This window comes from Streptomyces sp. NPDC005866 (assembly GCF_040629895.1).
In the GTDB taxonomy this organism is placed as follows: Bacteria; Actinomycetota; Actinomycetes; order Streptomycetales; family Streptomycetaceae; genus Streptomyces.
In genome coordinates, this window is sequence record NZ_JBEXWP010000013.1 from 184,188 (window position 1) to 207,639 (window position 23,452).

The 23,452-nt window shown below is 71.0% G+C and carries 19 protein-coding genes and 1 pseudogene; 11 read left to right on the forward strand and 9 right to left on the reverse strand.

The window, feature by feature from the left end; translation table 11 throughout:
• Nucleotides 1-29: 29 nt before the first annotated feature.
• Nucleotides 30-425: a hypothetical protein gene (locus ABZ396_RS21130; protein WP_358917750.1), complete on the forward strand. Its 396-nt coding sequence runs from the start codon at nt 30-32 to the stop codon at nt 423-425.
• Nucleotides 426-758: 333 nt separating this feature from the next.
• Here the strand turns inward: ABZ396_RS21130 and ABZ396_RS21135 are convergent, their stop codons facing one another.
• A complete protein-coding gene (locus tag ABZ396_RS21135) occupies nt 759-2,021 on the reverse strand; it encodes a site-specific integrase (RefSeq protein WP_358917747.1) in 1,263 nt (420 codons plus the stop codon).
• 313 nt (nt 2,022-2,334) lie between these two features.
• On the opposite strand from ABZ396_RS21135, the gene ABZ396_RS21140 reads away from it, so the two are divergent.
• Nucleotides 2,335-3,735, forward strand: coding sequence for a hypothetical protein (locus ABZ396_RS21140; RefSeq protein ID WP_358917746.1), 1,401 nt, complete (start codon nt 2,335-2,337; stop codon nt 3,733-3,735).
• A gap of 179 nt (nt 3,736-3,914) precedes the next feature.
• Here the strand turns inward: ABZ396_RS21140 and ABZ396_RS21145 are convergent.
• Nucleotides 3,915-4,459 (reverse strand): annotated as a pseudogene (locus tag ABZ396_RS21145) (site-specific integrase); the annotation flags it as partial.
• Between the two features lie 38 nt (nt 4,460-4,497).
• Between ABZ396_RS21145 and ABZ396_RS21150 the strand changes: the two are divergent.
• Nucleotides 4,498-4,944, forward strand: a complete 447-nt coding sequence (locus ABZ396_RS21150; RefSeq protein ID WP_358917744.1) for a cupin domain-containing protein — start codon at nt 4,498-4,500, stop codon at nt 4,942-4,944.
• A gap of 579 nt (nt 4,945-5,523) precedes the next feature.
• On the opposite strand, the gene ABZ396_RS21155 is transcribed toward ABZ396_RS21150, so the two are convergent.
• Complete coding sequence (locus ABZ396_RS21155) at nt 5,524-6,429, reverse strand: AraC family transcriptional regulator (protein WP_358917742.1); 906 nt, start codon at nt 6,427-6,429, stop codon at nt 5,524-5,526.
• Between the two features lie 83 nt (nt 6,430-6,512).
• Here ABZ396_RS21155 and ABZ396_RS21160 point away from each other — a divergent pair, with 83 nt between their 5' ends.
• Entirely contained in the window at nt 6,513-7,529 is a 1,017-nt protein-coding gene (locus ABZ396_RS21160) for an aldo/keto reductase (protein WP_358917740.1), read from the forward strand.
• Between the two features lie 14 nt (nt 7,530-7,543).
• Here ABZ396_RS21160 and ABZ396_RS21165 read toward each other — a convergent pair whose 3' ends face one another.
• Nucleotides 7,544-8,272 (reverse strand): GNAT family N-acetyltransferase, encoded by a 729-nt coding sequence (locus tag ABZ396_RS21165; RefSeq protein WP_358917738.1) that lies wholly within the window; start codon nt 8,270-8,272, stop codon nt 7,544-7,546.
• Between the two features lie 297 nt (nt 8,273-8,569).
• On the opposite strand from ABZ396_RS21165, the gene ABZ396_RS21170 reads away from it, so the two are divergent.
• The 3 genes from ABZ396_RS21170 (at nt 8,570) to ABZ396_RS21180 (ending at nt 14,643) form a co-directional block, all read left to right on the forward strand.
• Complete coding sequence (locus ABZ396_RS21170; RefSeq protein WP_358917736.1) at nt 8,570-9,400, forward strand: class I SAM-dependent methyltransferase; 831 nt, start codon at nt 8,570-8,572, stop codon at nt 9,398-9,400.
• A gap of 107 nt (nt 9,401-9,507) precedes the next feature.
• Nucleotides 9,508-11,202 carry an adenosine deaminase gene (locus ABZ396_RS21175; RefSeq protein WP_358917735.1) on the forward strand — a complete coding sequence of 565 codons (1,695 nt, stop codon included), beginning with the start codon at nt 9,508-9,510 and terminating at the stop codon, nt 11,200-11,202.
• A gap of 192 nt (nt 11,203-11,394) precedes the next feature.
• A complete protein-coding gene (locus ABZ396_RS21180; RefSeq protein ID WP_358917733.1) occupies nt 11,395-14,643 on the forward strand; it encodes a BTAD domain-containing putative transcriptional regulator in 3,249 nt (1,082 codons plus the stop codon).
• Here ABZ396_RS21180 and ABZ396_RS21185 read toward each other — a convergent pair.
• The gene (locus tag ABZ396_RS21185) at nt 14,621-15,430 is read right to left on the reverse strand and encodes an ABC transporter permease (protein ID WP_358917731.1); all 810 of its coding nucleotides are present in this window, start codon (nt 15,428-15,430) and stop codon (nt 14,621-14,623) included. The two genes, ABZ396_RS21180 and ABZ396_RS21185, sit on opposite strands and share 23 nt — an antisense overlap.
• On the reverse strand, nt 15,427-16,392 hold the full coding sequence (locus ABZ396_RS21190; RefSeq protein WP_358917729.1) for an ATP-binding cassette domain-containing protein: 966 nt from the start codon (nt 16,390-16,392) through the stop codon (nt 15,427-15,429). The genes ABZ396_RS21185 and ABZ396_RS21190 overlap by 4 nt, the downstream gene beginning before the upstream one ends.
• Nucleotides 16,393-16,621: 229 nt before the next feature.
• Between ABZ396_RS21190 and ABZ396_RS21195 the strand changes: the two genes are divergently transcribed.
• Both ABZ396_RS21195 and ABZ396_RS21200 read left to right on the forward strand, forming a co-directional pair.
• On the forward strand, nt 16,622-16,843 hold the full coding sequence (locus tag ABZ396_RS21195; RefSeq protein WP_358917727.1) for a hypothetical protein: 222 nt from the start codon (nt 16,622-16,624) through the stop codon (nt 16,841-16,843).
• 301 nt (nt 16,844-17,144) lie between these two features.
• Nucleotides 17,145-17,513, forward strand: a complete 369-nt coding sequence (locus tag ABZ396_RS21200) for a peptidoglycan-binding domain-containing protein (RefSeq protein WP_358917726.1) — start codon at nt 17,145-17,147, stop codon at nt 17,511-17,513.
• 25 nt (nt 17,514-17,538) lie between these two features.
• Here the strand turns inward: ABZ396_RS21200 and ABZ396_RS21205 are convergent, their stop codons facing one another.
• Nucleotides 17,539-18,420 (reverse strand): helix-turn-helix transcriptional regulator, encoded by an 882-nt coding sequence (locus ABZ396_RS21205; RefSeq protein ID WP_358917724.1) that lies wholly within the window; start codon nt 18,418-18,420, stop codon nt 17,539-17,541.
• Nucleotides 18,421-18,523: 103 nt separating this feature from the next.
• Here ABZ396_RS21205 and ABZ396_RS21210 point away from each other — a divergent pair, with 103 nt between their 5' ends.
• A complete protein-coding gene (locus ABZ396_RS21210; protein WP_358917722.1) occupies nt 18,524-19,423 on the forward strand; it encodes an alpha/beta hydrolase in 900 nt (299 codons plus the stop codon).
• Between the two features lie 4 nt (nt 19,424-19,427).
• Here ABZ396_RS21210 and ABZ396_RS21215 read toward each other — a convergent pair whose 3' ends face one another.
• A complete protein-coding gene (locus tag ABZ396_RS21215; protein ID WP_358917720.1) occupies nt 19,428-20,150 on the reverse strand; it encodes a TIGR03943 family protein in 723 nt (240 codons plus the stop codon).
• Nucleotides 20,147-21,184 carry a permease gene (locus tag ABZ396_RS21220; RefSeq protein WP_358917718.1) on the reverse strand — a complete coding sequence of 346 codons (1,038 nt, stop codon included), beginning with the start codon at nt 21,182-21,184 and terminating at the stop codon, nt 20,147-20,149. The genes ABZ396_RS21215 and ABZ396_RS21220 overlap by 4 nt, the downstream gene beginning before the upstream one ends.
• Nucleotides 21,185-21,460: 276 nt before the next feature.
• Between ABZ396_RS21220 and ABZ396_RS21225 the strand changes: the two genes are divergently transcribed.
• Nucleotides 21,461-23,353, forward strand: coding sequence for an NAD-binding protein (locus ABZ396_RS21225; RefSeq protein ID WP_358917887.1), 1,893 nt, complete (start codon nt 21,461-21,463; stop codon nt 23,351-23,353).
• The last annotated feature ends 99 nt before the right edge of the window (nt 23,354-23,452 follow it).

Below are 23,452 nucleotides of genomic sequence, written 5' to 3' on the forward strand. Positions count from 1 at the left end.
GCAGGTCGTCATCCACGGGGGCACCGCCCGTGTTCGCATGGCCGCCCGAAGCTCGGACAGGAGTCGGCGCAGAGCCGGGCGAGCAGGATGCCGCTCGGCTGCCGGACCCCTACGAAGCCGTCGCGGCACGGCTGGCCGGACTGTCTGAGGCCGACAATGCCGCGTTCAACCGTCTAACAGAGAAGCAGCAGTCCCGTAGCCGGGACAAGGCGTACCTCGACCGGCTCGTCCGGGGTGAGGAGCCGGTCGCGGACTGGCTTCGCACCATCGTGGAGATCCGGCTCATCGGACACCGCCTCAACGAGGAGGGTGGTATGCCTCTGATGGTGCAGGTCTGTGAACGCGCCGGAGCCGTCAGCCGCGACCGAGCCACGCGGCGCAGCATCGAGGCCGACTGGGACCAGATCGGCCGCTGGCGGGGCTGATCCCCGTGCGCGAAGCCATCACGGTGACGACTCCGCACCGATGCAAACGACGACGGGCATGCCGGTGGCCAGCCGCCCATGAACCCAGGTGAACACCTCTGCACTCAGCCGAAGACCCCACCACCACAGTTGGAAAGCGTGGGGGCAGTTACTCACGAGGGAGGCTCACACCTCCACCAGCGCTTCGCCGGGCACCATGCCGAATGGCCTCACAGTTCGCGCGCGGCGCCGTTCTATACGTCTGAGTCTGCGTCGTCCCGACGGGTGAGCCCTGGGGAGTAAACGGGGAGTGGATCAAGGAAGTCGTGCGGATCGCCACCCACCGGAACCAACTCATACCAACGCCCCGACCTGCACAGGAGCCAAGCGCCCCTGGCCAGCGATCTTTCCGCACATTATTCGGGACGAAGAGGCCGTGGGTTCAAATCCCGCCACCCCGACGCTGGTCAGAGGGCAGGTAGTAAATTTACTACCTGCCCTCTGTCGTGCCTGGGGGGCCAAACAGGGGGCCAAACGAAGTTGATCAGGCCACCGCGCCGTCCTCTTCCCCGAGTCTGCCTTCTCGTCCCCTTCCTGATCTTCGGCGAAGATGTCATCCATGGCTTCGGCCCCCTCCGTGATCACCGGCCGGAGCTGCTTGCGGTAGACCGCCTCTGTGGTGGCCTGACTGCTGTGGCCGACCAAGAGCGCGATGCGCTCCAACGGGATGCCGTGATCGGAGAGCAGGGACACGAAGCTGTGCCGAAGCTCCCGAGGCGTCCACTCCGGCTTCAGCCCTGCCTTCTTCACGATGGCCTTGAAGTCACGCCGGACGTGGGACGGATCCAGCGGCCCGCCGGTCCGGGTCGTGAAGACGCGGCCGGTCGGGCTCCACTCCATCCCTCGCGATGCCCGCTCCTGCTTGTGCCACCTCAGGTGCTCTTCGAGAACGTCGACCACCTGCTTCGGCAGAGCGATGGTTTGTCGGCTCTTCCTGGTCTTCGTCTCACCGTGCTTGCGCACCGAGCGCCACACCGCGACGTGGGGCGGAGTGCCGTCCTTCGTTTCCAGGAAGACATGATCCCAGGTGAGGGGCCGCGCCTCTTCCGTACGGACACCGCTCAGGAGCGAGAGCACGAGGTAGGCGTACAGCCGTGACGGGCGCGCGGCGGCGAGCACGGCTTTCGCCTGATCCAAGTTCAGTGCCTTGCTCGGCCGGCCAGGGCGCCCCTCCGGTGCGGTGACGAGCAGGGCGACGTTCCGCGCGGCCTTGTCCCGGCGCTGCGCGTGCGCGATGGAACGGCGCAGGATGGCGAGCAGGTCACGGAGGCTTCGCGTCGCGAGGAACTCGGCCCTGCCGTCCAACCAGTCGTCGATGTCGTCCGCGCTGAGTTCCTTCAGCTTGGACTTGCCGATAAACGGGAGCAGGTGCTTGTTCGCCATCGAGCGGTTCTTGCCGATGGTGCCCTTCTCATCGCGGCCTTTGAGCCCGCGCTCCAACCAGTCGTTCACCGCGTCGGCCACGGTGTAATTGACCGGCGCCTTGACGCCTGTCTGCACCTCCTTCTTCAAGTCCCGGACCTTCTGGCGGACTTCGGTCTTCGTCTTGCCGTACACCTTCGGGCGGCGACGCTTGCCGTTCGGCGCGTATCCCAGAGAGACGGCACCCAGACACCGAGACGGCGCTCTTGATCACCCCGGTCTCAGGCGTGGCGGCACAGGCACGCTACGGTGCGTACGCCTCGCGGCCGGCCGGTGGCGCTCATGTAATTCCCTGTTGGACTACGCGCTGCCAACAGTTGCGAAGTCTCCTTCATGTCCACAGACCGACGATTCCGGTCACCGCACCGCAAACCTGAGGGTCGGAACAGATTTCATGCCATCACCCATAGTTCTTTTGCGTCGCCCTGTCCCTCTCTGGCTGATACCGATGCTGTGGACGCTCGTCCTCGGCATGTGGGGGCTGTCTCGGCAGGACAGTGTGTGGCGCGACGAGGCCGCGACCTGGAATGTGGCTCAGCGCTCGACGGCTGAGATATGGCACCTGCTGGGGAACGTGGACGTCGTGCACGGGTGCTACTACCTGCTGATGCATGTGCTGTTCGAAAGCTTCGGAGCCAGCACCACGACGTTGCGACTCCCGTCGGTTCTTGCCACGAGCGTGGCAGCGGCCTGCGTCGAGGTCATCGGCCGTCAGCTTGCCGGGACTTGGGCGGGCTTGGCCGGCGGCCTGGCGTTCGGGCTGCTTCCGGCGGTGCAGTTCTATCTGCAGGAGGGACGGCCGTACGCGCTTGTGGCGGCCGGAGTTGGCGTCTCGACTCTGCTGCTCATCACCATGCTCCAGGGACGCGCCCGTGTGGTGCACTGGGCTGCCTACGGCGGCACGGTTTTGGTCTGCGCAGCGCTTAACTGGCTGTCGCTCTTGGTTCTGCCGGCTCACCTGGCGACTCTGGCCTGGTCCCGAACCACCCGGGCGGTGTGGACTGGCTGGGTGACGGTCGCTGCGGCTGCTGCGGTTTGTGTGTCGCCGCTGGTCCTCTTCAGTCGAGGCCAGTCGGCGCAGGTGTCGTGGATACCGCCGCTGACCTGGCACATGCTGATCGGGCCGGCCGTACTGCTGGCGATCGGTGGCATCGGAGCCCTGATTGACCGGCCCCAAGCCGGTCGGACATCGTTGGCGACCGTCGGGCTACCGCTGTTGGCGGTGCCGCAGCTTGGCCTTATCGGTCTTTCCCTAATCCAGCCTTTGTTTCTGGACCGCTACATCCTCTTCAGCATGCTGGGTCTCGCCCTGCTGGTCGGCGGAATCATCGGCTCGGTGATACAGGCCGCTAGGCCGCGATTCCCTAGGGCGTCAGTGTGGATCCTGCCTTTGGTGGTCGGCGTGGCGATGGTGGCTCAGTTGCCACAGTCGCTGTCCAAGCGCTCCCCCAAAAGCCGAGTGGACGACGTCCTCGCGGTGGCAGCGGACATACAACGGACGAAGAAGAGTGGCAGTGCGGTGCTGTTCATCCCATCGGCCCGGCGAGACACCAAATCGGTCTCGCCGAGAGCCTTCGCCGGACTGCACGACATTGCCCTGGCGGAGAGCCCGGAGAGGTCCGGAACGCTGAAGGGTGTAGAGGCAACTCCAACGCGGATTCGCGCCGCGATGCTGCGACAACAACGAATCTTGCTGGTGACAGATGCCACTGCGGTAGCGAAACCGGTAACGGCCAATCGGGACAGGATGAAGATCTCTGTACTGAGAACGTACTTCACAGCGGTAGCCGACAAACAAGACCGCGGCCGCAGGATGACGATATACGAGCGCCGAGCGCATGCCCGTTGATCGATACCGAACGCTGACTCTCTCTGGTGCCTAGGCGCCAGGAAAGGAGTGCTGCGGAGCCACGGCCCACGACCCGGGCGGCCCAGAGGAGAAACTCCCTCCGTTCTACGTCTCCGCAGATCAGAGGGGATCTTTTCGCATTCGAACGGACTCATTAAACAGTAGTCGAAAAGGTCCCTTTATCTCACCTTGTCTCGGGTGAATCCCACCCCGGATGAGTGCGTGTCCCCCAAGCGTCCCCCAGGGGACAGGGCTGTCTCCATGCCATTCACGCAGGCCAGCCTGAATCTGACGGCTCGCGCGTTCCTGGGCCTGAGCCAGAACCCTCGCGTCGACGCGCAGTAGCACGGCCACCGAGTGCCCGGCTCGGCGCACCACCTCGATGGGATCGACTCCGCTGAAGAGCCAGAAGGAGACGCCGACGCACCGGAGGTCGCACGGCCTTCGAGCGAGTGATGAGGCTGCTTCCTGGGGGCAGCACGAACGCGCGGGCATCGGCCCACACCTCGCCGTAACCTGTGTCTTGAATCACGCCACCACGGCTCGTGCGGAACAGGCGACCGTCCGGCGCTGTGCCGTGCCGCGCGATGTGCAGACGGAGCATCGCACCGAAGTGCGGAGGGATGAGCCTGATGCGGGACTCGCGCTCCGCGCGCGCCTTCAGGTGGCGGTCCTGATGAGCCCGGCCATCATCCGTCCAGTCGCGGCCAGACCGGAGCCCGCCGTAAGAAGACCACCCCCTGACACCGGAGAGACATCCTCATGGGCGCCACCCACTCCACCCCTCAGGTCCGGGTCGTACACAGCGACCAGTACGACGGCGATACCCCCCAGACCCCGGGGCTGTTCCGGGAGGTCGCCTTCGACGGGCGCAACCCCGACGCGGCCCACCTGTCGGCCTTCCGCAGCACCGTCAAGCCAGGCGCCGCCACCGGTCCCCACCACCACGGCGACCAGGAGACGGTCCTGTACATCATCAGCGGCACGGCCCGCTTCCGATGGGGCGACAAACTGGACAACGCCGCGGAGGCCGGACCCGGCGACTTCGTGTTCGTCCCCGCGCACGTCGTCCACCAGGAGATCAACGCCTCCACGGAATTCGAGACGGTATGGGCCGTGATCCGCTCCGGCGTCGACCCCATCGTCGTGAACCTGCCCGAACTCGACGAGTACGCCGAGCCCGCTGCGGTCGACTACACCCACCCGTGACAGATGCGTCGTCCGACCCGTACGGGCAGCCGTGACAGATCCTGGCTCGACCGTGAACGCCGCGCCGAGGCCTGCCCCGTCCTCGCCCAATCCCGGAGCCGCTACCGTCCCCATTACCCGGTTGGGAGACCTCAGCCACCGTCGTGCCCATAGTTGGGTGGCGGGTTAGTCTCGCCGCAGTCGTCCGAGGGCGGTGCGCACCAACAGGAAGGCGCACCGGCGACAGCGGACACCGAACGACATACTCCGCGAATCTGCTGGAAAACGCGTGAGAGGCCCGAATCGCCCGCTCCGGACGGCGGTGCCGTGCGACCGGAGGGCTTCGAGGTGGCGGCGCGGAGCCGGTGCCTGAACCGTCCGGCGGGCAGGTGCTCGTACGCCCCGTGCGGAGCGGGCTCAACGCCGGTCTGGCCGACCGGTCGGCGGCGCGAGCGGCACGCCGTACGGGCCCGGCCTCCGGCTCGGCCATGCGTCAGCGATGTGTCAGCGACCGATGTCGTGGTCGGGGTCCTCGCCTCGGGCGTCACGTGCCGCGCGCCCGGGCGCAGCTTGTGACGTCAAGCCGCTCTGCCGGGCCTGTCACCCGGTGGTGTCCGGTTCTCCCCCGTGGGCCGCGTCGGCCAGGCCGGCGAGGTGCCGGCGGATTCGTACGGCGTCCTGCAGGGGCGGAAGGCCGTACACCTGACGGTATTCGCGATTGAACTGGGAGGCGCTGACGTAGCCGACGGCGGTCGCCGCCTCGGTCGCCGTCTCTCCCTCGGCGAGGATCCGACGGCGGGCGTCCTGCAGGCGTACGCCCTTCTGGAACCGGCGCGGACTTGTGCCCATGACGGCCCGGAACTGGCGGTGCAGGCTGGTGGGGCTCATCCGGGCCTCGCGCGCGATGTCCTCGACGCGCAGCGGTTCGGCCGCGTGTTCGGTGATCCACCGGGCCACCTGGCGTATCCGGCCGGTGGCCGAGTCCTCCAGGACGCACGCACACAACTGCGCGCCCAGGGGGCTTTCCAGCAGCCGGTACAGAAGCTCGGCCTCCCGGTGTTCCGCCAGCGCGGGAATGTCCTCGGGTGTGTCGAGCAGGCGGACCCAGCGCGTCATCGCGTCGAGTACGGCGGGGTCGGCCTGCACGCTTCCCAGGGCCTCGGGCTCGTAAGAGCCCCGGGAGGGCCTCGCATCGGCCGCCACGTCCGCGAGCAGGCGGGCGTCCAGGTGGAGCACCGCGGAGCGGTACGGCACCTCCTCGAACACGGCGACGACCGGCGTCGTCACCGGGTTCAGGTACATCTCGCCCGCTCGTGCCACCCGGCTGTGGGCGCCGACCACGGTGCGTTTGGCGCCGCGGGCCACCAGGCAGATCATCGGCGTGTAGGTGACATCGGTCGGCGGGACCGGCGTGTCCAGCGCGACGACGCGCAGCCGGGGCACCGCGCTGGGGGTTCGCGGACGGGTGCGGTGGCGGCTGATCAGCTCGGCGAGATCGGCTGGCATGCACCCTCCGGTGGGAGTTTCAGGCAAGGATATGCCAGCGCGTGCCCATGCCTGCCTGAGTCGTGATGCCTAGCGTTGACAGCATGAACAGTGAGAACGCAGCACTTCCTCAGCGACGCCTCGGATCCCAGGGGCTGCAGGTCGGAGCAGTCGGACTGGGCACGATGGGAATGACCATGGCCTACGGGGACTCGGACACCTCCCGGTCCGAGGCCACCATCCGCCGCGCTTACGAACTCGGGGTGACCCTCTTCGACACGGCCGAGATGTACGGGCTGGGCGAGGGCAGCAACGAGAAGCTGCTGGGCCGGGCGGTGGAACCGTTCCGGGACGAGGTCGTACTGGCGACGAAGTTCGGTTTCGACATGAGCGATCCGTCGGACATCGGCACCCGTCTGGACAGCCGGCCGCAGCATATCCGGGAGGTCGCCGAGAACAGCCTGCGCTACCTGGGCACCGATCACATCGACGTCCTCTACCAGCACCGCGTCGACCCCGACGTGCCCATCGAGGACGTGGCGGGAACCGTCGGTGAGCTGATCGCCGAAGGCAAGGTGCGCTGGTTCGGCCTGAGCGAGGCGGGACCGGACATCATCCGCCGCGCGCACGCGGTGACGCCCGTCTCGGTGCTCCAGACGGAGTACTCCGTCTTCGAGCGTTCCGTCGAGGCGGAGATCCTCCCGGTGATCCGCGAACTCGGCATCGGGTTCGTGCCGTACTCACCACTGGGCCGCGGGTTCCTCACCGGCGAGGTGAAGCCGGCCGCGGCGTACCCGGCCAACGACATGCGCAGCCGGGACGACCGCTGGCAGCCCGGAAACTACGAGCGCAACCTGGCCGCCATCCAGTCCCTCACGGCACTGGCGCAGACCCGGGGCATCACGGTCACCCAGCTCGCCCTGGCATGGCTGCTGGCTCAGGGAGACGACATCGTGCCCATCCCTGGCACCCGTGATCCGGACCGGCTGGCCCAGAACGTCGCCGCTGCCCGGATCGACCTCACCGCGGACGAGCTGGCACGCGTTCAGCAGATCGTGCCGCACGGCGCCGCCGGCTCACGCTACCCGCAGGCACGCATGCCCAACTGGTCCGCCCAATGACCTCCATCGGCCTTCTAGGGGCGCACCGCCGGTTCGCTCGGTGATGGTGGTCCGGTGCCGGGTCCGGTGCCGGGGCAGCGGGTCGTCGGGCGTGGTGCTGTGTGGCGTACCCAGTGGGCGTCGATCTCGCGGCCGTTGTCCAGGGTATGGCGGGGCGGCCCTTCGGTCGGGAGGAAGCCGGCGTTTGTCAGGGCCCGGGCGCTCGCGGCGTTCGTCGGCTCGTGTCCCGCGCGTACCGTCTGGAGGCCCAGGTGGGCGTGGCCGAGGTGGGCTGCGGCCTGGAACAGTTCCGTGCCGAGGCCCAGGCCGCGCGCGTGGGGAGCCAGCCAGCCGCCGATCTCCCCGGTGCTGATTCGCAGCATCGTGAGCCCGGCGTATCTGCCGTCGTCCATGCGCACGGCGACCAGCATCTCTCCCTGGTCGGGGCTGGGTTGGAAGGACTGGGACAGCAGACGCCGGGCCATGGGGGAGGTACGCAGGGCCTCGGTGTCACCGGGGCACAGCTTGAGCACGGCCTCGCGGACACGCGCGTCGGTCATGATGTCTTCGGTGCGGCCGCTGAGCCATCGCTGGGCCTCGGGGTCCGAGCCCGCCGCCGCGGCGGCGACGAGGTCCAGCGACGTCTCCGGGGTGTAGAGCAGGAGGCGCTCCGTGCGCAGGGTGTGGCGGCGGGCCCAGCACGGGCCGGGCAGAGGGAGCTTGGGTGCCGGCCGTCCCCGGCGCAGCCGTGACCAGAGCACCATGTGTCCCCCTGAAGACCTCATAGCCACTTCGGCCGCCGCGGCCCCCGCGGCCACAGCCGCCACAGCCGCCGCTTCGGCCGCCTCGGTGGCGGCCGTAGTCCAGTGTCGCCGACGTGCGCATCCGCTGAAACCGGGGTTCCGTCCTGTGCGGCCACGTCTGCGTCAGTGGTTACGTTGCTGAGCTGGGCCGGCGGAGGTCTCGGCCCGGTGTCCCCTGGTTCACGGTGACCGACTGGGGCACGATGCGTCTCAGGGGGGACAGGGGCGAGCACACTCGATCGTCGACAGGGAGAGCGTGTGGACCGTATCCGCGACGACGTCGCGCCTGCCGTGCGTGCCGTCTACGGGCCGCAGGATCTCAGCTCAGCACCGGCGTTCGGGGGCGGGTTCATCAACTTCGGTCACTGGGAGGGGATTTCGCTCGACCGGCCCTTGACCGCCGAGGACCGGGTGCGCAGTCAGCGGAATCTCTACCGTCGTGTGCTGGGCACTCTCGACGGGGCGGACGCCCATGCCGTCGAGGTCGGCTGTGGGCTCGGGCTCGGTGCCGTACTCGCGCTGGACGAGTTCGGGTTCGCCTCCGTGACCGGCCTGGACATCCATCCCGAGCAGTTGGAGCGGGCCCGGCGGGCCAACGCCGAACTACTCGCCCGCGCGCCGCAGCGGCTCCGCTTCGCTCACGGGGCGGCGGAGGAAATGCCGTTCGAGGACGGCCGGTTCGGGCGGCTGTACTCCGTGGAGGCCGCCCAGCACTTTCGCGACCTGGCCGCGTTCGTCCGCGAGGCCGCACGTGTGCTGCGGCCCGGCGGCCGTCTTGCCGTCGCCAGTTTCTTCCTGCCGGTCGGCGCCGAGGCCGCGGGCGGTGAACTGGCCGCCCGGCTGGACAGCTTCGCCTGCGGCCTGGACGTGGCCCACCCGCTGGCCTCCCTGCTCGACGCGCTGGACTCCGCCGGTCTGACCGAGGTGCGAGCCGAATCGATCGGCGGTCATGTCTGGCCGGGCCTGGACCATTTCCTCTCCGGTATCGACCAGCCCGTGCGGTGGCCGCGCAATTTCCTGCCGGCCTATCGCGACGGTCTGCTCGACTACTACATCGTCTCCGCGCACCGCCCATCGAAGAGCGGCTGACGCGGGCGACGACCGCTCCTCCGCCGTTGCGCCCGCCCGGGTGGCGCTGCCGTGTGTGCCGCGTGGCTGTCCGGCCGTAGCCGAACCGGTGTGATGACCATCCTTGTGTGACGACCTACGACGGCACGCGACGCACCCCGGGCTTCCCCCACCGCACGGCACTCGCCGCCGTGGCCCTGATCTGTCTGGTGGCGTACCTGTCCACCGCTTCGCCCGCGGCCGCCCAGCACACCGAGCCCGCAGCACCGGCCGCAGCCACAACCACAGTCACAGCCACAGCCACAGCCACAGCGCGCGGGGACGGTACTCCGTCGTCCGCGCCCTTGACCGGCGGCGAGGCCCGGGTGGCCGAGTACCTGGGGGCGATCCGCGGTGACCAGCGGTTGCTGCGCCGCTTCTTTCTGCGGCTGCCCAAAGGCGGTGACCTGCACAATCACCTCTTCGGCGCGGTCAGGACCGAGTATCTGATCGCACTGGCCGCCGAGGACGCGCTGTGTGTCGGGACGGCGACGCTGACCGCTGTCGTCCCGCCGTGCGGCCCCGGCACCCGGCCGGCCGCCGACGCCCGTACGGACCGCGGCTTCCGCGACGCGATCATCCGCGCCTGGTCCATGCAGGACTTCCCGCCGGACCAACTCGGCCACGACCACTTCTTCGCCACGTTCGACAAGTTCGGCGCGGTGGCCTCGCGGCACCCGGGCAAGCTGCTCGCCGAGGTGGCCGACACGGCCGCGGCGCAGCGCCAGTTCTATCTGGAGACCATGGTCAACCCGGCCTCCGACGGCGCCGGGCGGCTCGCGGACGAGGTCGGCTGGGACCCCGATCTCGCCGCCCTGCACACCAGGCTGGTCGCCGGCGGAGGGCTCGACGGGCTCGTGGCCGACGCGCGGGAGGAAACGGACGACGAGGACGCCGAGTTCCATGCCACCGCCCGCTGCGGCACCGACCGGCCCCGACCCGGCTGCCGGCTGGCCGTGCGCCGGATCTACCAGGCCTTCCGCGGTGAGTCTCCCGAACGGGTCTTCACAGAGCTGGCCCTCGGCATGCGTCTGGCCGAGCGCGACCCCCGCTTCGTGGCCGTCAACCTCGTCCAGCCCGAGGACTGGGACAGCTCGCTCAGGAACTACAGCCTGCAGATGCGCATGGTGAACTACCTGCGCAGCGTGTATCCGAGGGCCCATGTGACCCTGCACGCGGGCGAGTTGTGGACCGGGCTCGGCAAGCCCGAGGACCTGAGGTTCCACATCAGGGCAGCCGTGCGCGTCGCGGGCGTCGACCGCATCGGGCACGGCGTCGACCTCGCCCATGAGGACGACTGGCAGCGCACGGCCCGTACGATGGCGGAGCGCCAGACCGCCGTCGAGGTTCCGTTCACCAGCAACGCCCAGATCCTCGGCGTACACGGCGCCGGGCACCCCTTCGGCACCTACCGTGACCACGGCGTACCCGTCGTCCTGGCGACCGACGATCCGGGGGTCTCCCGCGTCGACATCAGCCACGAGTACCAGTACGCCGCCGAGACGTACGGCCTGACGTACCCGGAATTGAAGGACCTGGCCCGCGCCTCCCTGCAGTACGCCTTCCTCCCCGGCCGGAGTCTGTGGCAGGGCAACCCCACGCGTGACGGCTACCGGCCCGTGGCCGACTGCGCCGGACAGCTTCCAGGCGGCGAGCGGATTCACGGCGGGGGTCGGCCGCCGGGGCCGGAGTGCCGTCGTCTTGTCGGCGCGAGCCCCAAGGCCGCCGTCCAGTGGCGTCAGGAGGCCGCCTTCGCGGCTTTCGGAGGCTCCTTCGCCCCGTGAGCGAGAGCGCCCGCGCGCACCCCCACGAGCGCGGCGGCACTCACGAGCACGGGCAGCGCCCCACGAACACAGGCAGCGCACGACGGACGCAGCAGCGCACCACCGACACGGGCGGCGCCCTCAGTGGCACGGCAGCACCAACGAAGACGTGCAGCACCCCCGTTCATCCCACCCTCTGACTAGTCTGCACGGGTGACCACCGAGCTGACCCTGCTGCCCCGAGTCTCCTGCCGTGGACGGGAGATCACCGCACCCCGGCTGCGCGGGCTGCTGGCGCTGCTTGCCGGGGATCTGCGCGGCGGATGCAGCACCGGCCGGCTGGTGGAGGGGCTGTGGCCGGACGAGTCTCCGGAGCGGCCGGGCAAGGCGGTGCAGGTCCTGGTGTCGCGGCTGAGGTCGCAGTTGGGTGCCGAGCTGATCGTGAGCACGCCGACGGGGTACCGGCTGGCGTTGGACGAGACGCAGGTCGACAGTTCCGCGTTACTGCTGCACGAGGCGGGCAGTGACGAGCGGGCACGGGCGGGGGATCACGCCGGTGCCCTGGCCCAGGCCGAGGCCGGTCTGGCGCTCTGGGACGGGAGCGTGGGCGCCGGTGCCGGAGAGGACCTGCACGATCCGGTGGTGGCGCTGCGCGCCGAGCGGGCCCGGGCCCATGGCGCGCTGGTCCGGGCCCGGGCGCTCGCGCTGGCCCGGCTGGGGCGACGGGCGGAGGCCGCGGCGCCGCTGACCGCGCTGGGCCGCGAGCTGCCGCGGGACGAGGAGGTGCTCGCGGAGCTGCTGCGGTGCGAGGCCGTGACCGCCGGGCGGGCCGCGGCACTGACCCGGTACGACGCCTATCGCCGCGGGCTGCGGGATGAGCTGGGAACCGATCCGGGGCCCGGACTCAGGACCGTGTACCAGGAGTTGGTGCGGTCGGACGTGCCTAAAGTCCGGCACGGGGTGCCGCACGAGCCGAACCCCCTGGTGGGGCGGGACGCCGATGTCGCCGCCGTGGGCGAGTTGCTGCGCACCTTCCGGGTGGTCAGCGTCGTCGGTCCCGGCGGGCTGGGCAAGACCAGGCTCTCCCACGCGGTGAGCCGGGCGGCCGAACAGCCCGTGGTGCATTTCGTCAGCCTGGCCGGTGTCCTGGCCGACGACGACGTCCCCGGCGAAGTGGCCTCGGCCGTCGGTGCCGGGGAGGGCGGGCGGTTCAGCGGGGGCGGGGACCCGGTGAGCGGCATCGTCGCCGCGCTGGGCGCGGGACCCGCGCTGCTGGTGCTGGACAACTGCGAGCAGGTGATCGCCGGCGCCGCCCATCTCGTACAGACGCTGGTCTCCCGGTCGAAGGAGCTGCGGATGCTGGTCACCAGCCGGGCTCCGCTGGGGCTGACCTCGGAGTCCGTGTACGCCCTGCCGGAGCTTTCGCCGGCGACGTCGGCGGAGCTCTTCGGGCAGCGGGCGCGGGCCGCCCGGCCCGGTGTGGAACTGCCGCCCCACCAGGTGGCCGAGATCTGCCGCCATCTGGACGGGCTGCCGCTGGCCGTGGAGCTGGCCGCGGCCCGGGTGCGGGTGCTGTCCGTGGCCGACATCGCGCGCCGCCTGCAGGACCGTTTCACGCTGCTGCGCGGCGGTGCCCGGGACGCGCCCGAGCGGCATCGCACCCTGCGGGCCGTGGTCGAGTGGAGCTGGAACCTTTTGGAGGCCGACGGCCAGGCCGCGCTGCGTGCCCTGTCGGTGTTTCCCGGAGGCTTCACCGAGGAGGCGGCCGAGTGCCTGCTCGGTGAGAGCGGGGACGCGCTGACCCTGCTGGAGCAACTGGCCGGTCAGTCCCTGCTCAAGGTGGGCGACAGCCCGTCCGGGGTTCGTTTCCACATGCTCGAGACGCTGCGGGAGTTCGGTGCCGCCCGGCGCGCCGAGGCCGGCGAGGAGGAGGCGGTGACCGGCCGGTTCCTGGTCTGGGCCCGGGACTTCGGGCGGGCGCACCACGACGCGCTGTTCCGCAGCGACCCGGTGCCCGCGTGGTTCCGTATCCGGGCCGAGCAGGACAACCTCGTCCTGGCCCTGCGGTACGCGCTGGCCCGCGCCGACGGGCCCACCACCGCGGCGGTCACCGCCGTGCTGGCCTCCCTGTGGGTCACCGACTCCAGCTACGCCCGGCTGCTCACCCTGTGCGCCGAGACCGGCGGCCCGCTGTCCCGTTTCCGCCCCGGCCCGGACGTCCCCGAGGACGTGGAGGCGGCCCGCAGCGCGGCGGCGGTGTGCACGGGTGCCCTCTTCGTGGGCCTCGGCCCGCACGCCGTACGGCAGCTCGTCACCCTGCGCCGGCTGCCGCCCGCCCCGCCGGACACGGTCGTACGGGCGATGGCCCTCGTGCTCGGTGCCACCCCGGACATCCGCCCGCCGGAGTACGCGCGGCTCCAGGAGCTCTGCGTCTCTGACGCGCCCCTGCTGGCGGGCACGGCGTGGGGCGTCGCCAGTTACGTGTGGGAAGCCGAGCACGAAACGGAGCGGGCCCTGGACTGCGCCCGCCGGATGCCCGAGACGTTGGGGGCGCTGCGCAACCCGGCCATGCGGCTGCTCAGTCACGGGCGGATCAGCGAACTGTGCGTGCAGGCCGAGCTGGGCGAGGAGGCGTACGACCATCTGCGGGCCGCGCTGCGGACGCTCGACGAGTTCGACGGCTGGCCGGACTCGATCGGCGTCCGCTGGGGGCTGGTGCTCGCCTGTCTCCTGCGCGGGGAGATCGACGAGGCGGAGTACTGGCTGGAACTCGCGGCCCTGGACCAGCAGCCGGAGTCCAGCCGGATCTACGCTCCCGATCTGGTGGCCCGGGCGGAGATCGCGCTGGCCCGGGGGCTGACCGAGGTCGGGCTCGGGCTGTGGCGCCGGGCGGTCGAGCGGATCCGGGAGGACAGCGCGCTGCTCGCCGGCGATCCGTTCGTGGATCCCTGGGCGCTGCAGGTGCAGTCGGCCGCGCTGGCGGCGCATGCGCAGCACGGCCGGCTCGAACCGGTGGCCGCGCTGGCCGGGCAGTTGCGGGAGCGGCTCCTCGGGATGCTGTCCGGCTCCTCGGGGGACGGCTCGGGGCACGTTTCCCCGGGGAACGGCTCCGCGGGGCACAGTTCCTCCGGGCACCTTTCCTCTGGGGATGGCTCCACGGGGAACGGCTCCTCGGCGGAGCGGTCTCCGGTGGAACTGCAGGTGTACGGCTCCGCGTTGCTGGCCCTCGGCTTCGCCGGGCTGGCCAGGGGCGACACGACGGCCGTACGGCTCGTGGCGCTGGCGGAACGGATGCCCGCGGTGCGGGAGGTTCCCACCCTGGCCTGGGCCCGGTCCCGGGAGGCGGCCGAGAACGCGGACCGGGCCGCGTACGCCGACGCGAGATCGGAGTACGCGGCCCTGGGGCGGGATCAACTGCGGGTCGTGGCCCTGCACGAGCTCACTGCCGGGGCTCGCGGCTGAACTGCGCCTTGGACCACAGGTAGCCGAGCACGGTCAGCGCCAGGCACCAGGCGAGGGACAGCACGGCGTTCTTCGTACCGATCCCGCTGCCCAGCAGCAGACCCCGCAGGGTCTCGATGAACGGCGAGAACGGCTGGTACTCGGCGAACCAGCGGAACCAGCCCGGCATGGCGTCCACCGGGACGAACGCGCTGGACAGGAACGGCAGCATGACCAGCGGATAGCCCATGTTGCTGGCCCCCTCGGGGTTGGGGCTCGCCAGGCCGATGCCGACCGCGATCCAGGTCAGCGCGAGGCTGACCAGTGCCATCAGCCCGACGGCCGCGATCCACTCCACCGGTGTCGCGTTCGGCCGGAACCCGATGGCCAGTCCGATGCCCAGGACCAGGACCAGCGCCATCAGCGTCTGGATCACGGTGCCCAGCACATGGCCGATCAGCACGGAGGCGCGGGAGATCGCCATGGTGCGGAACCGGGCCATGATGCCCTCGGTCATGTCGGTGGCCACGGACACCGAGGTGCCGAGCGAGGTCATGCCCAGGGTCAGGAAGAGGATGCCGGGGACGATGTAGGCGACGTAGTCGGACCGGTCGGCGTGCCCGCCGGTGATGCCGGCGCTCATCACGTTGCCGAAGACGTAGACGAAGAGGAGCAGCAGGATGACCGGGGTGAGCAGGAGGTTCAGGGTGAGGGAGGGGTAGCGGCGGGCGTGCAGGAGGTTGCGCCGCAGCATGGTGAGGTTGTCGCGGAAGGGGTAGGCCCGCAGGGAATGGGGTGCGGTGCTCATCGGACGGTCTCCTTGTCGGTGGCAGCTACGGGGTGGCCCGTCAGGGCGAAGAACACGTCGTCCAGGTCGGGGGTGTGCACGGAGAGTTCGTCGGCCTCGATGCCGGCGGCGTCGAGCCAGTCGAGGATGGCGCGCAGTTCGCGCTGGGTGCCGCCGCTGGGGACCTGCAGGGCGAGCGCCTCGTTGTCGCGGGTGGTCTCGCGCAGCGCGGTGGCCGCCCGCTCGTACGCCACCGGGTCGGAGAACCGCAGCCGTACGTGGCCGCCCGTGACGAGCCGCTTGAGCTCCTCGGCGCTGCCCTCGGCGACGAGCTTGCCGCCGTTGAGCACCGCGATGCGGTCGGCGAGCTGGTCGGCCTCCTCCAGGTACTGGGTGGTGAGGAAGACGGTGGTCCCGCCGGAGACCAGCTCGCGGATGATCTGCCACATGGTGTGGCGGGAGCGCGGGTCGAGACCCGTGGTCGGCTCGTCGAGGAAGATGATCCGCGGGGTGCCGACCAGGGTCATGGCGATGTCGAGGCGGCGCTTCATGCCGCCGGAGTAGGTGGACGCGGGCTGCCGCGCGGCCTCGGTGAGGTCGAAGCGCTCCAGCAGTTCGGCGGTGACCTGCCGTCCCTCGCTCTTGGAGAGGTGGTGCAGGTCGGCCATGAGGAGCATGTTCTCCTCGCCGGTGATCAGGCCGTCCACGGCGGAGAACTGTCCGGTGACCCCGATGGCGGCCCGTACCGCCTGGGCCCCGGCGGTGAGGTCGTGGCCGGCGATCCGGGCGTGGCCGCCGTCGGCGGAGATCAGGGTGGACAGGATGTTGACCACCGTGGTCTTGCCGGCGCCGTTCGGCCCGAGGAGGGAGAAGATCGTGCCGGCCGGTACCAGGAGGTCGATGCCGTCGAGGACCGTCTTGTCCCCGTAGGCTTTGCGCAACCCGGTGGCCGCGATGGCGAGTTCGCTGTCTGTCGAAGTCATGCCGCAGAGCTTGCGGCCGTGGCGGTTCAGCACGGCTTCAGCCGGGTTTCAGCCCCGGGCGGGCGGTTTCAGCGGACGGCCTCCGGTTTCGGCGGACGGTCTCAGGGCAATGGAACACGCGGTTCCATACTTTTCCCATAGGAATGGTGGTTAAGGTCCGCCCCATGGCGGGGCCGTCCCCGGCGTCCTGCTCGGCTCCGTCATCTCCAGCCGGGTCGCCGGCGGCGCGGTGCGCTGGGCACTGGTCGTCCTGCTGACCGGGGCGGGCCTGTCGATGCTGAAGGCGTCGTCCACCGTCATCGTGCTCGGCTGCCTGGGGATGGCGCTGCTCGGCGGAATCGTCAGCGTGCGCGCCCGCCGTATCTCGCGCCCTCGGACGGCGGCCGATGCGGCGGGCGAGTTGGCGGCCGATGCGGCGGCCGAGCCGGCGAGCGTGAGCAGCGGCTCATAGGCCGGCTGCGTGGTCCGGCGCCGTATCGCCATCGGTGACGGCACGGGCGACCCGGAGAGCACCCTCGCCCGCGACTCCTCGGCCGGCGCCAAGCGCCCGAAGGACACGATCGCCTTCGCGGCCCCGGTTCGATCGCCGATCGGTCCGTGCACCACGAGGTCGACATCCTCATCGGCGACGGCAAGGCGCCTACCGGGTCCTCCGCGTCACCAACCCGCGTCCGTCTCTCCCCTGCGAGCCCGAGTCGCGGAGGTCGACGCCCGCGCGGATCATGGCATGAGTCGGCCTTGAAGGAGCCCGCATGCGACGGAACCGACTGCTCACCTCGGCCGCGGCGCTGTGCGCGGCCGCCTCGCTGGGTCTGGCCGTGCCCCACACCGCCACGGCCGCCGCCGAGCACGACTGCTCCTACGTGTCGTCGGGCCTCCGGCCGACCCTCACGTACGGCGACTCCGGCGCGGCGGTCAGTCAGGCCCAGTGCCTCAGCAACGCATGGGGCGGCGAGCCGCCCCGACTCGCCCCGAACGGCGTCTACAGCACCCTCATGCTGAAGAAGATCGAGTGGATCCAGGTCTGCCACGGCCTCCCGGAGAGCGGAGTCATCGAGGGCCGCACCTGGCAGGCGCTGTACCACCCGGCCCTGGACTGTTACGTGCCGTATCCGACCTGACGGCCACCGCCCCGGCCTTGACGGTTCAGCCGTTCCGGGCTCCCCGGGCCGGCCGGGTCGCCGACCACTGGAGCAGGAAGCGGAGTGCCTCGTACGACGAGGAGTCGGGTTCCGTGGTGTAGGCGACCAGTTGCTGGTCGGGGTGGGTGTCCACCGAGAACTGGTGGACGTCGAGGGTGAGAGGGCCCGCCACGGGGTGGCGGTAGGTCTTGGTCAGCTGGCGGGGGCCGCGGACCTGGTGGGTGGACCACCAGGTGCGGAAGTCCCGGTCGTGGGTGGCCAGTTCGGCGATGAGGGCGGTCAGGGCGGGGTCGTCCGGGGCCCGGCCCGCCTCCATACGGAGGACCGCCACGCATTCGCGGGCCGAGCGCGGCCAGTCCGCGTACAGGGCGCGGAAGGTCTCGTCCAGGAAGGTCAGGCGGATCAGGTTGCGTTCGGCCGGTGGCACCGCCGCGAAGTCGGTCAGCAGGGCGGCGGCGCCGTTGTTCCAGGCCAGTACGTCCATGCGGCGGTTGAGGATCATCGCCGGGACGTCGGGCATGGTGGACAGGAGGTGGCGCAGATGCGGGGCCACTTCCGGGTGACCCGGTCGGCGGGCGGGCGGCGCGGGTGCCGTCTCGGCGAGGGTGAAGAGGTAGTCCCGTTCGTCCGGGGCCAGCTGGAGGGCGTCGGCCAGGGCGTCCAGGACCGGGCGGGAGACCCTGTGGGTGCGGCCCTGCTCCAGACGGACCACATAGTCGACGCTCACGTGTGCCAGCTGGGCCAGTTCCTCGCGCCGCAGGCCCGGTACCCGCCGCGGCCGGCCGTCGTCCGGGAGGCCCGCCCGCCGCGGGGTGAGGGCGGCGCGGCGGGCGCGAAGGAACTGGCCCAGTGCGTTGTCGGAGGCAGGGGCGCCGGGGCTCGTCATGGGTCCAGTGTCCGCCCGGCCGGTCGTCCGGTGCCTGGTACTGGAGTGCATAGGCAGGGTCCTCCCTGGTACCGGCCGTTCGCGCGGCGCGATCCTGTGGGGCATGAGGACTGACGTCACTTTTTCCAGCGCCGGGCTGAAGATCGCCGGGCATCTGTACATCCCCGACGAGGACGCCACCGGGCCGCGCCCCGCCGTCGTGGTCGGCCACCCCGGCAGCGGTGTGAAGGAGCAGGCCGCCGGGCTGTACGCGCGGCGGCTCGCCGAGCGGGGGTTCGTCACCCTGGCCTTCGACGCCGCCTACCAGGGGGAGAGCGAGGGCGAGCCGCGGGGTCTGGAGGACCCCGCTCAGCGGGTCGAGGATCTCAAGGCCGCCGTCTCCTTCCTCACCACCCGGGAGGAGGCCGACCCCGACCGTGTCTCGGCGCTCGGGATCTGTGCCTCCGGCGGGTACGCCCTCGCCGCCGCCGCGACCGATCAGCGGATCAAGGCGGTCGGCACGGTCAGTGCCGTCGACATCGCCCGCCAGTTCCGCAACGGCGCCGACGGCGGTCAGGATCCCGCCGTCATCGAGGGCATGCTGGCGGCGGCGGCCGCTGCGCGTAGCGCCGAGGCGCGGGGCGATGAGGTCCAGAGGTTCCCGCTCTTCCCCGCCACGGCAGAAGAGGCGCGGGCGGGCGGGCCGCACGTCTACGAGGGGTGGGAGTACTACCGCAGCCCCCGCGCCCACCACCCCCGCTCGGCCGAGACCCTGACCTGGAACAGCGTCGACCGCATCGCGTCCTTCGACGCCTTCCACTCCCTCGGCCTGCTCGGCACGCGTCCGCTGCTCGTGATCGCCGGGCGGGAGGCGGTGACCTCCTGGATGAGCGTGGCGGCGTTCCAGGCGGCCGCCGGCCCCAAGGAACTCTTCTGGATCGACGGCGCGACACACGTCGGCCTCTACGACAAGGACGAGTACGTCACCCCGGCGGTCGAGAAGCTGGCCGGCTTCTTCCGGTGATCCGTCAGTTGTTCCAGGTCTCGTCGTAGGGGTCGGCCGGCGTCGGGATCGGCTTGGCCTCGGTGACCGTGAGGAACGGGATCGGGCCGCCGTTCACCGGGTCGTGGGTCTGGCGGGTGGTGTACGTGCCCGTCACCTGTAGCCAGGCGTCCGGCTGGAGGACCGGGGGGATCTTCCCCGTCAGGGCCACCTTCACCGGCTGGGCGTCCGCCGCACAGCAGTTGAGGGCCATACGGACCAGGTAGGGGGTGCCGGCGGTGTCCACGGCCACGAAGCCCGTGATGCGGACACTGTGGCCGTCGAGCGAGCGGCCGTGGTCGTACACCGCGCGGCCCGCGTAGTCGACCAGGTTCAGCGGGATCGGGTCGCCGGTCGGCAACTTCGTGTAGCCGTACGGCTGTTGCAGGGCCGTGCCCGCGCGCATCGCGCTGTAGGAGCCGAGCGCGGGCGGGGCGATGAGGATCAGGGCCAGGAGGGGGAGGACCAGGAGCCAGGAGATGCGGGGTTCGGGGTGGGTTTGTTCCGTGGAAGCAGGCGTATGACGGCGGCTGCGGCGCCACTCGTACCACGCCGTCGCCAGGGCCGAGACGATCAGGACCGCGCCCGCCGCCAGGAGGAGCGGGCGCAGGCCCGCCTTCACATAGCGCAGATAGAGGTCGGTGGCGCCCGCGTGCACCAGGGCCGCCCCCACCAGGAACATCACCGCCGCCTGGGCCTGCCGGTTCACAGCAGCACCGCCGCGGTCAGTACCGCGCCGGTGATCGCCGCGGCGAAGGTGGCCGGGGCGAAGCGCAGGGCGAAGCCCCGGCCGAAGGTGCCCGCCTGCATCGCGAAGAGTTTGAGGTCGATCATCGGGCCCACGATCAGGAACGCCAGCTTGGCGGTGAGGGAGAACTCGGTGAGGGACGCCGCCACGAACGCGTCCGCCTCCGAGCAGATGGACAGGAGTACGGCCAGGGTCGCCAGGGCGAGGATCGCGATCACCGGGTTGCCGGCGGCCGTGCGCAGCCATTCCGCCGGGGCCACCGCCTTCAGCGTCGCCGCCGCCATCGCGCCGAGGACCAGGAAGCCGCCCGCGTGCATGGTGTCGTGGCGGACCGAGTCCCAGAAGGCCTCCGCCCTGGTCTCGCCCTCGCGGTGCGCGTGGGCCGGCGGGCGCAGCCAGTCGGCGCGGCCGAGACGCTGCCACAGCCAGCCCATCCCGCACGCCACCAGCAGGCTGCCGGCGAACCGCGCCAGCACCATCTCGGGGTTGCGCGGGAACGCCACCGCCGTCGCCGTCAGCACGATCGGGTTGATCGCGGGGGCGGAGAGCAGGAAGGCGATGGCCGCGGCGGGGGTGACACCGCGGCGGACCAAAGCGCCGGCCACCGGGACGGAGGCGCACTCGCAGCCCGGGAGTACGGCGCCGGCCAGGCCCGCGACCGGGACGGCCAGGGCGGGGCGGCCGGGCAGGGCGCGGGCGAAGAAGGACGGCGGCACGAAGACCGCGATCGCCGCGGAGAGAAGCACGCCCAGGACGAGGAACGGGAGCGCCTGGACGACGACCGCCACGAACACCGTCATCCAGCTCTGCATCACCGGCTTCGACAGCGCGCCGCGCACCGGGCCCTGGAACACCACGACCAGGAGGAGCAGCAGGGTCAGGGCCAGCGGGGAGCTGAGATGCCAGCCCTCCTGGTCCGGGCGGCGGCCGCCGGTGCCGGGGCGCTCGTCGTGGGCGGCGGGCCCGGGCGGGGCGGCTTTTTCGGTGATGGCCACGGGGCGGGTACCTCCGGCACGTCGGTGCTCTGGCGTGAGTGCTTCGGCTTGGGTGCTCTGGTGGGGGGTGCTTCGGCTTGAGTTCTCTCGTGTCGCGGTGGTCCGACAGCGAGCTTCGGTGGCTTCGAGTGTGTTCGGTGGTTTTTCGGCCTTCCCGTCTACTACGGCCTGTCAACGGCGGCTGTTCAATTCGTCGCTGGAACCATGCGTCCCGTTGAGGCAGTCTCTTCCCTTGTGGCGAGCGTTCCGTATCAAGGTGGTGGCGCCCCGGCGCCCATGGTGGTGTGCGGGGACGACGGGCTCGCGCACCGGCTGGCCGCCGAGTTGCGCATGGTGTACGGCGAACAGGTCACCCTCGTCGTGCCGCCGAACGAGCGGATCGCCAGGCCGCCCGTGGTCGGACGGGCCCGGGCCGCCTCGGCCGCGCTGCTCGACCGGGTCGTGAGCGCCGCCGTCGGGCGGGCCAACGGAAACGGTGGCAACGGTGGTGCCGGCCCGGTCACCGGCGAGGGCCCGCGCGGGGAACGGGTGCTGGAGGCCGTGGAGGCCACCGAGGCCGTGCTCGCCGAGGCGGGCGTGGAGCGGGCCGCCGCGCTCGCGCTGGTGTACGACGACGACGAGACCAACATCCGGGCCGCCCTCACCGCCCGGCGGCTGAACCCCCGGCTGCGGCTCGTGCTGCGGCTGTACAACCGGCGGTTGGGGCAGCACATCGAGGAACTCCTCGACCAGGCGGCCGCGTTGGCGATCGGCGACGCGGACGGCGGTGGGGGCGACACATCCACGACCGTACTCTCCGACGCCGACACCGCCGCGCCCGCGCTCGCCGCCACCGCGCTCGCCGGGACCGGCAAGGTCATCCAGAAGGACGGTCTGGTGCTGCGGGCCGTGGACCTGCCGCCGGGTGCTGCCGTCGCGGGACGGGACGCCGGCCAGGGGCTGTGCACGCTGGCACTGTTCTCGGCGAACAACGGCGGTCCCGAACCGGTCGAGGGCGGCGGGGAGCAGGGGCCGCGGCTGCTGCCCGACGACGCGGAGGTACGGGCCGCGGGTGAGCGTGGCGTGATGGTGCTGGAGCAGGTGTCGTCGTCCGCGGCGGCGGCACAGACCGGGCGCCGGGTCGGGGGCGGGATCGGGATCGGAATCGGGATCGTGCCGCCGCTCGCCTCGCTGTTCTCGCGGCGGCTGCGTTGGTCGCTGGCCGGGCTCGTGGGTTGTGTGGTCGCGCTCGCGGTCGCGCTGTCGGTGGTGACGGGCATTCATCCGGTTCGGGCCTTCTACTACACGCTCCTCGATCTGTTCGCCATCGACGATCCCGCGATCGGGCAGTCGCTCGGGCGGCAGATCCTTCAGCTGCTGTCCGGGTTGATGGGGTTGCTGTTGCTGCCGGTGTTGCTGGCGGCGGTGCTTGAGGCACTCGGTACCTTTCGGACCGCTTCCGCTCTGCGGAAGCCGCCTCGGGGGCTGAGCGGGCATGTCGTGCTGCTCGGCCTGGGCAAGATCGGGACGCGGGTGCTGACGCGGCTGTGCGAACTGCATGTTCCCGTGGTCTGCGTCGAGTCCGATCCCGACGCCCGCGGGCTGGCGGTGGCTCGGCGGCTGCGGGTGCCGGTGGTGCTCGGGGATGTCACCCAGGAGGGGGTCCTGGAGGCCGCCAAGATCCGTCGGGCGCAGACGCTGCTCGCGGTGACCAGCGCGGACACGACGAATCTGGAGGCCGTGCTGTACGCGCGGGCCGTACGGCCGGACCTGAAGGCCGTACTGCGCCTGTACGACGACGACTTCGCGACGGCCGTGTACCGGACGCTGCGGGCCGCGCATCCGCATGCGGTCACCCGGAGCCGGAGTGTGTCCTATCTGGCGGCGCCGTCCTTCGCGGGGGCGATGGTGGGGCGGCAGATTCTCGGGGCGATTCCGGTGGAGCGGAAGGTGTTGCTGGTGGCGGTGGTGGATGTGGGTGGGCATCCGCAGTTGGAGGGGCGGACCGTGGAGGGGGCGTTTCGGGCGGGGGCGTGGCGGGTGCTGGCGCTTGAGGGGCGGCAGGGCCTTGCCGGGGACTATCTGCTGCGGGACGGGGACCGGGTGGTGGTTGCCGCGACTCGCAGGGGGCTGGCGGAGTTGTCCGGACGTCGGGTGCCGCCGGCCCACCCACCCGACTCGCTTGGTTGAGAGGGGGGTGGGTGGGTTGCGGTGGTGGGTTCGGCGCAGATGGCTGGGGGCTCAGCGCGCCCACGCGGCGGTAGCCGCACATTGATACAGCCCCGCCCG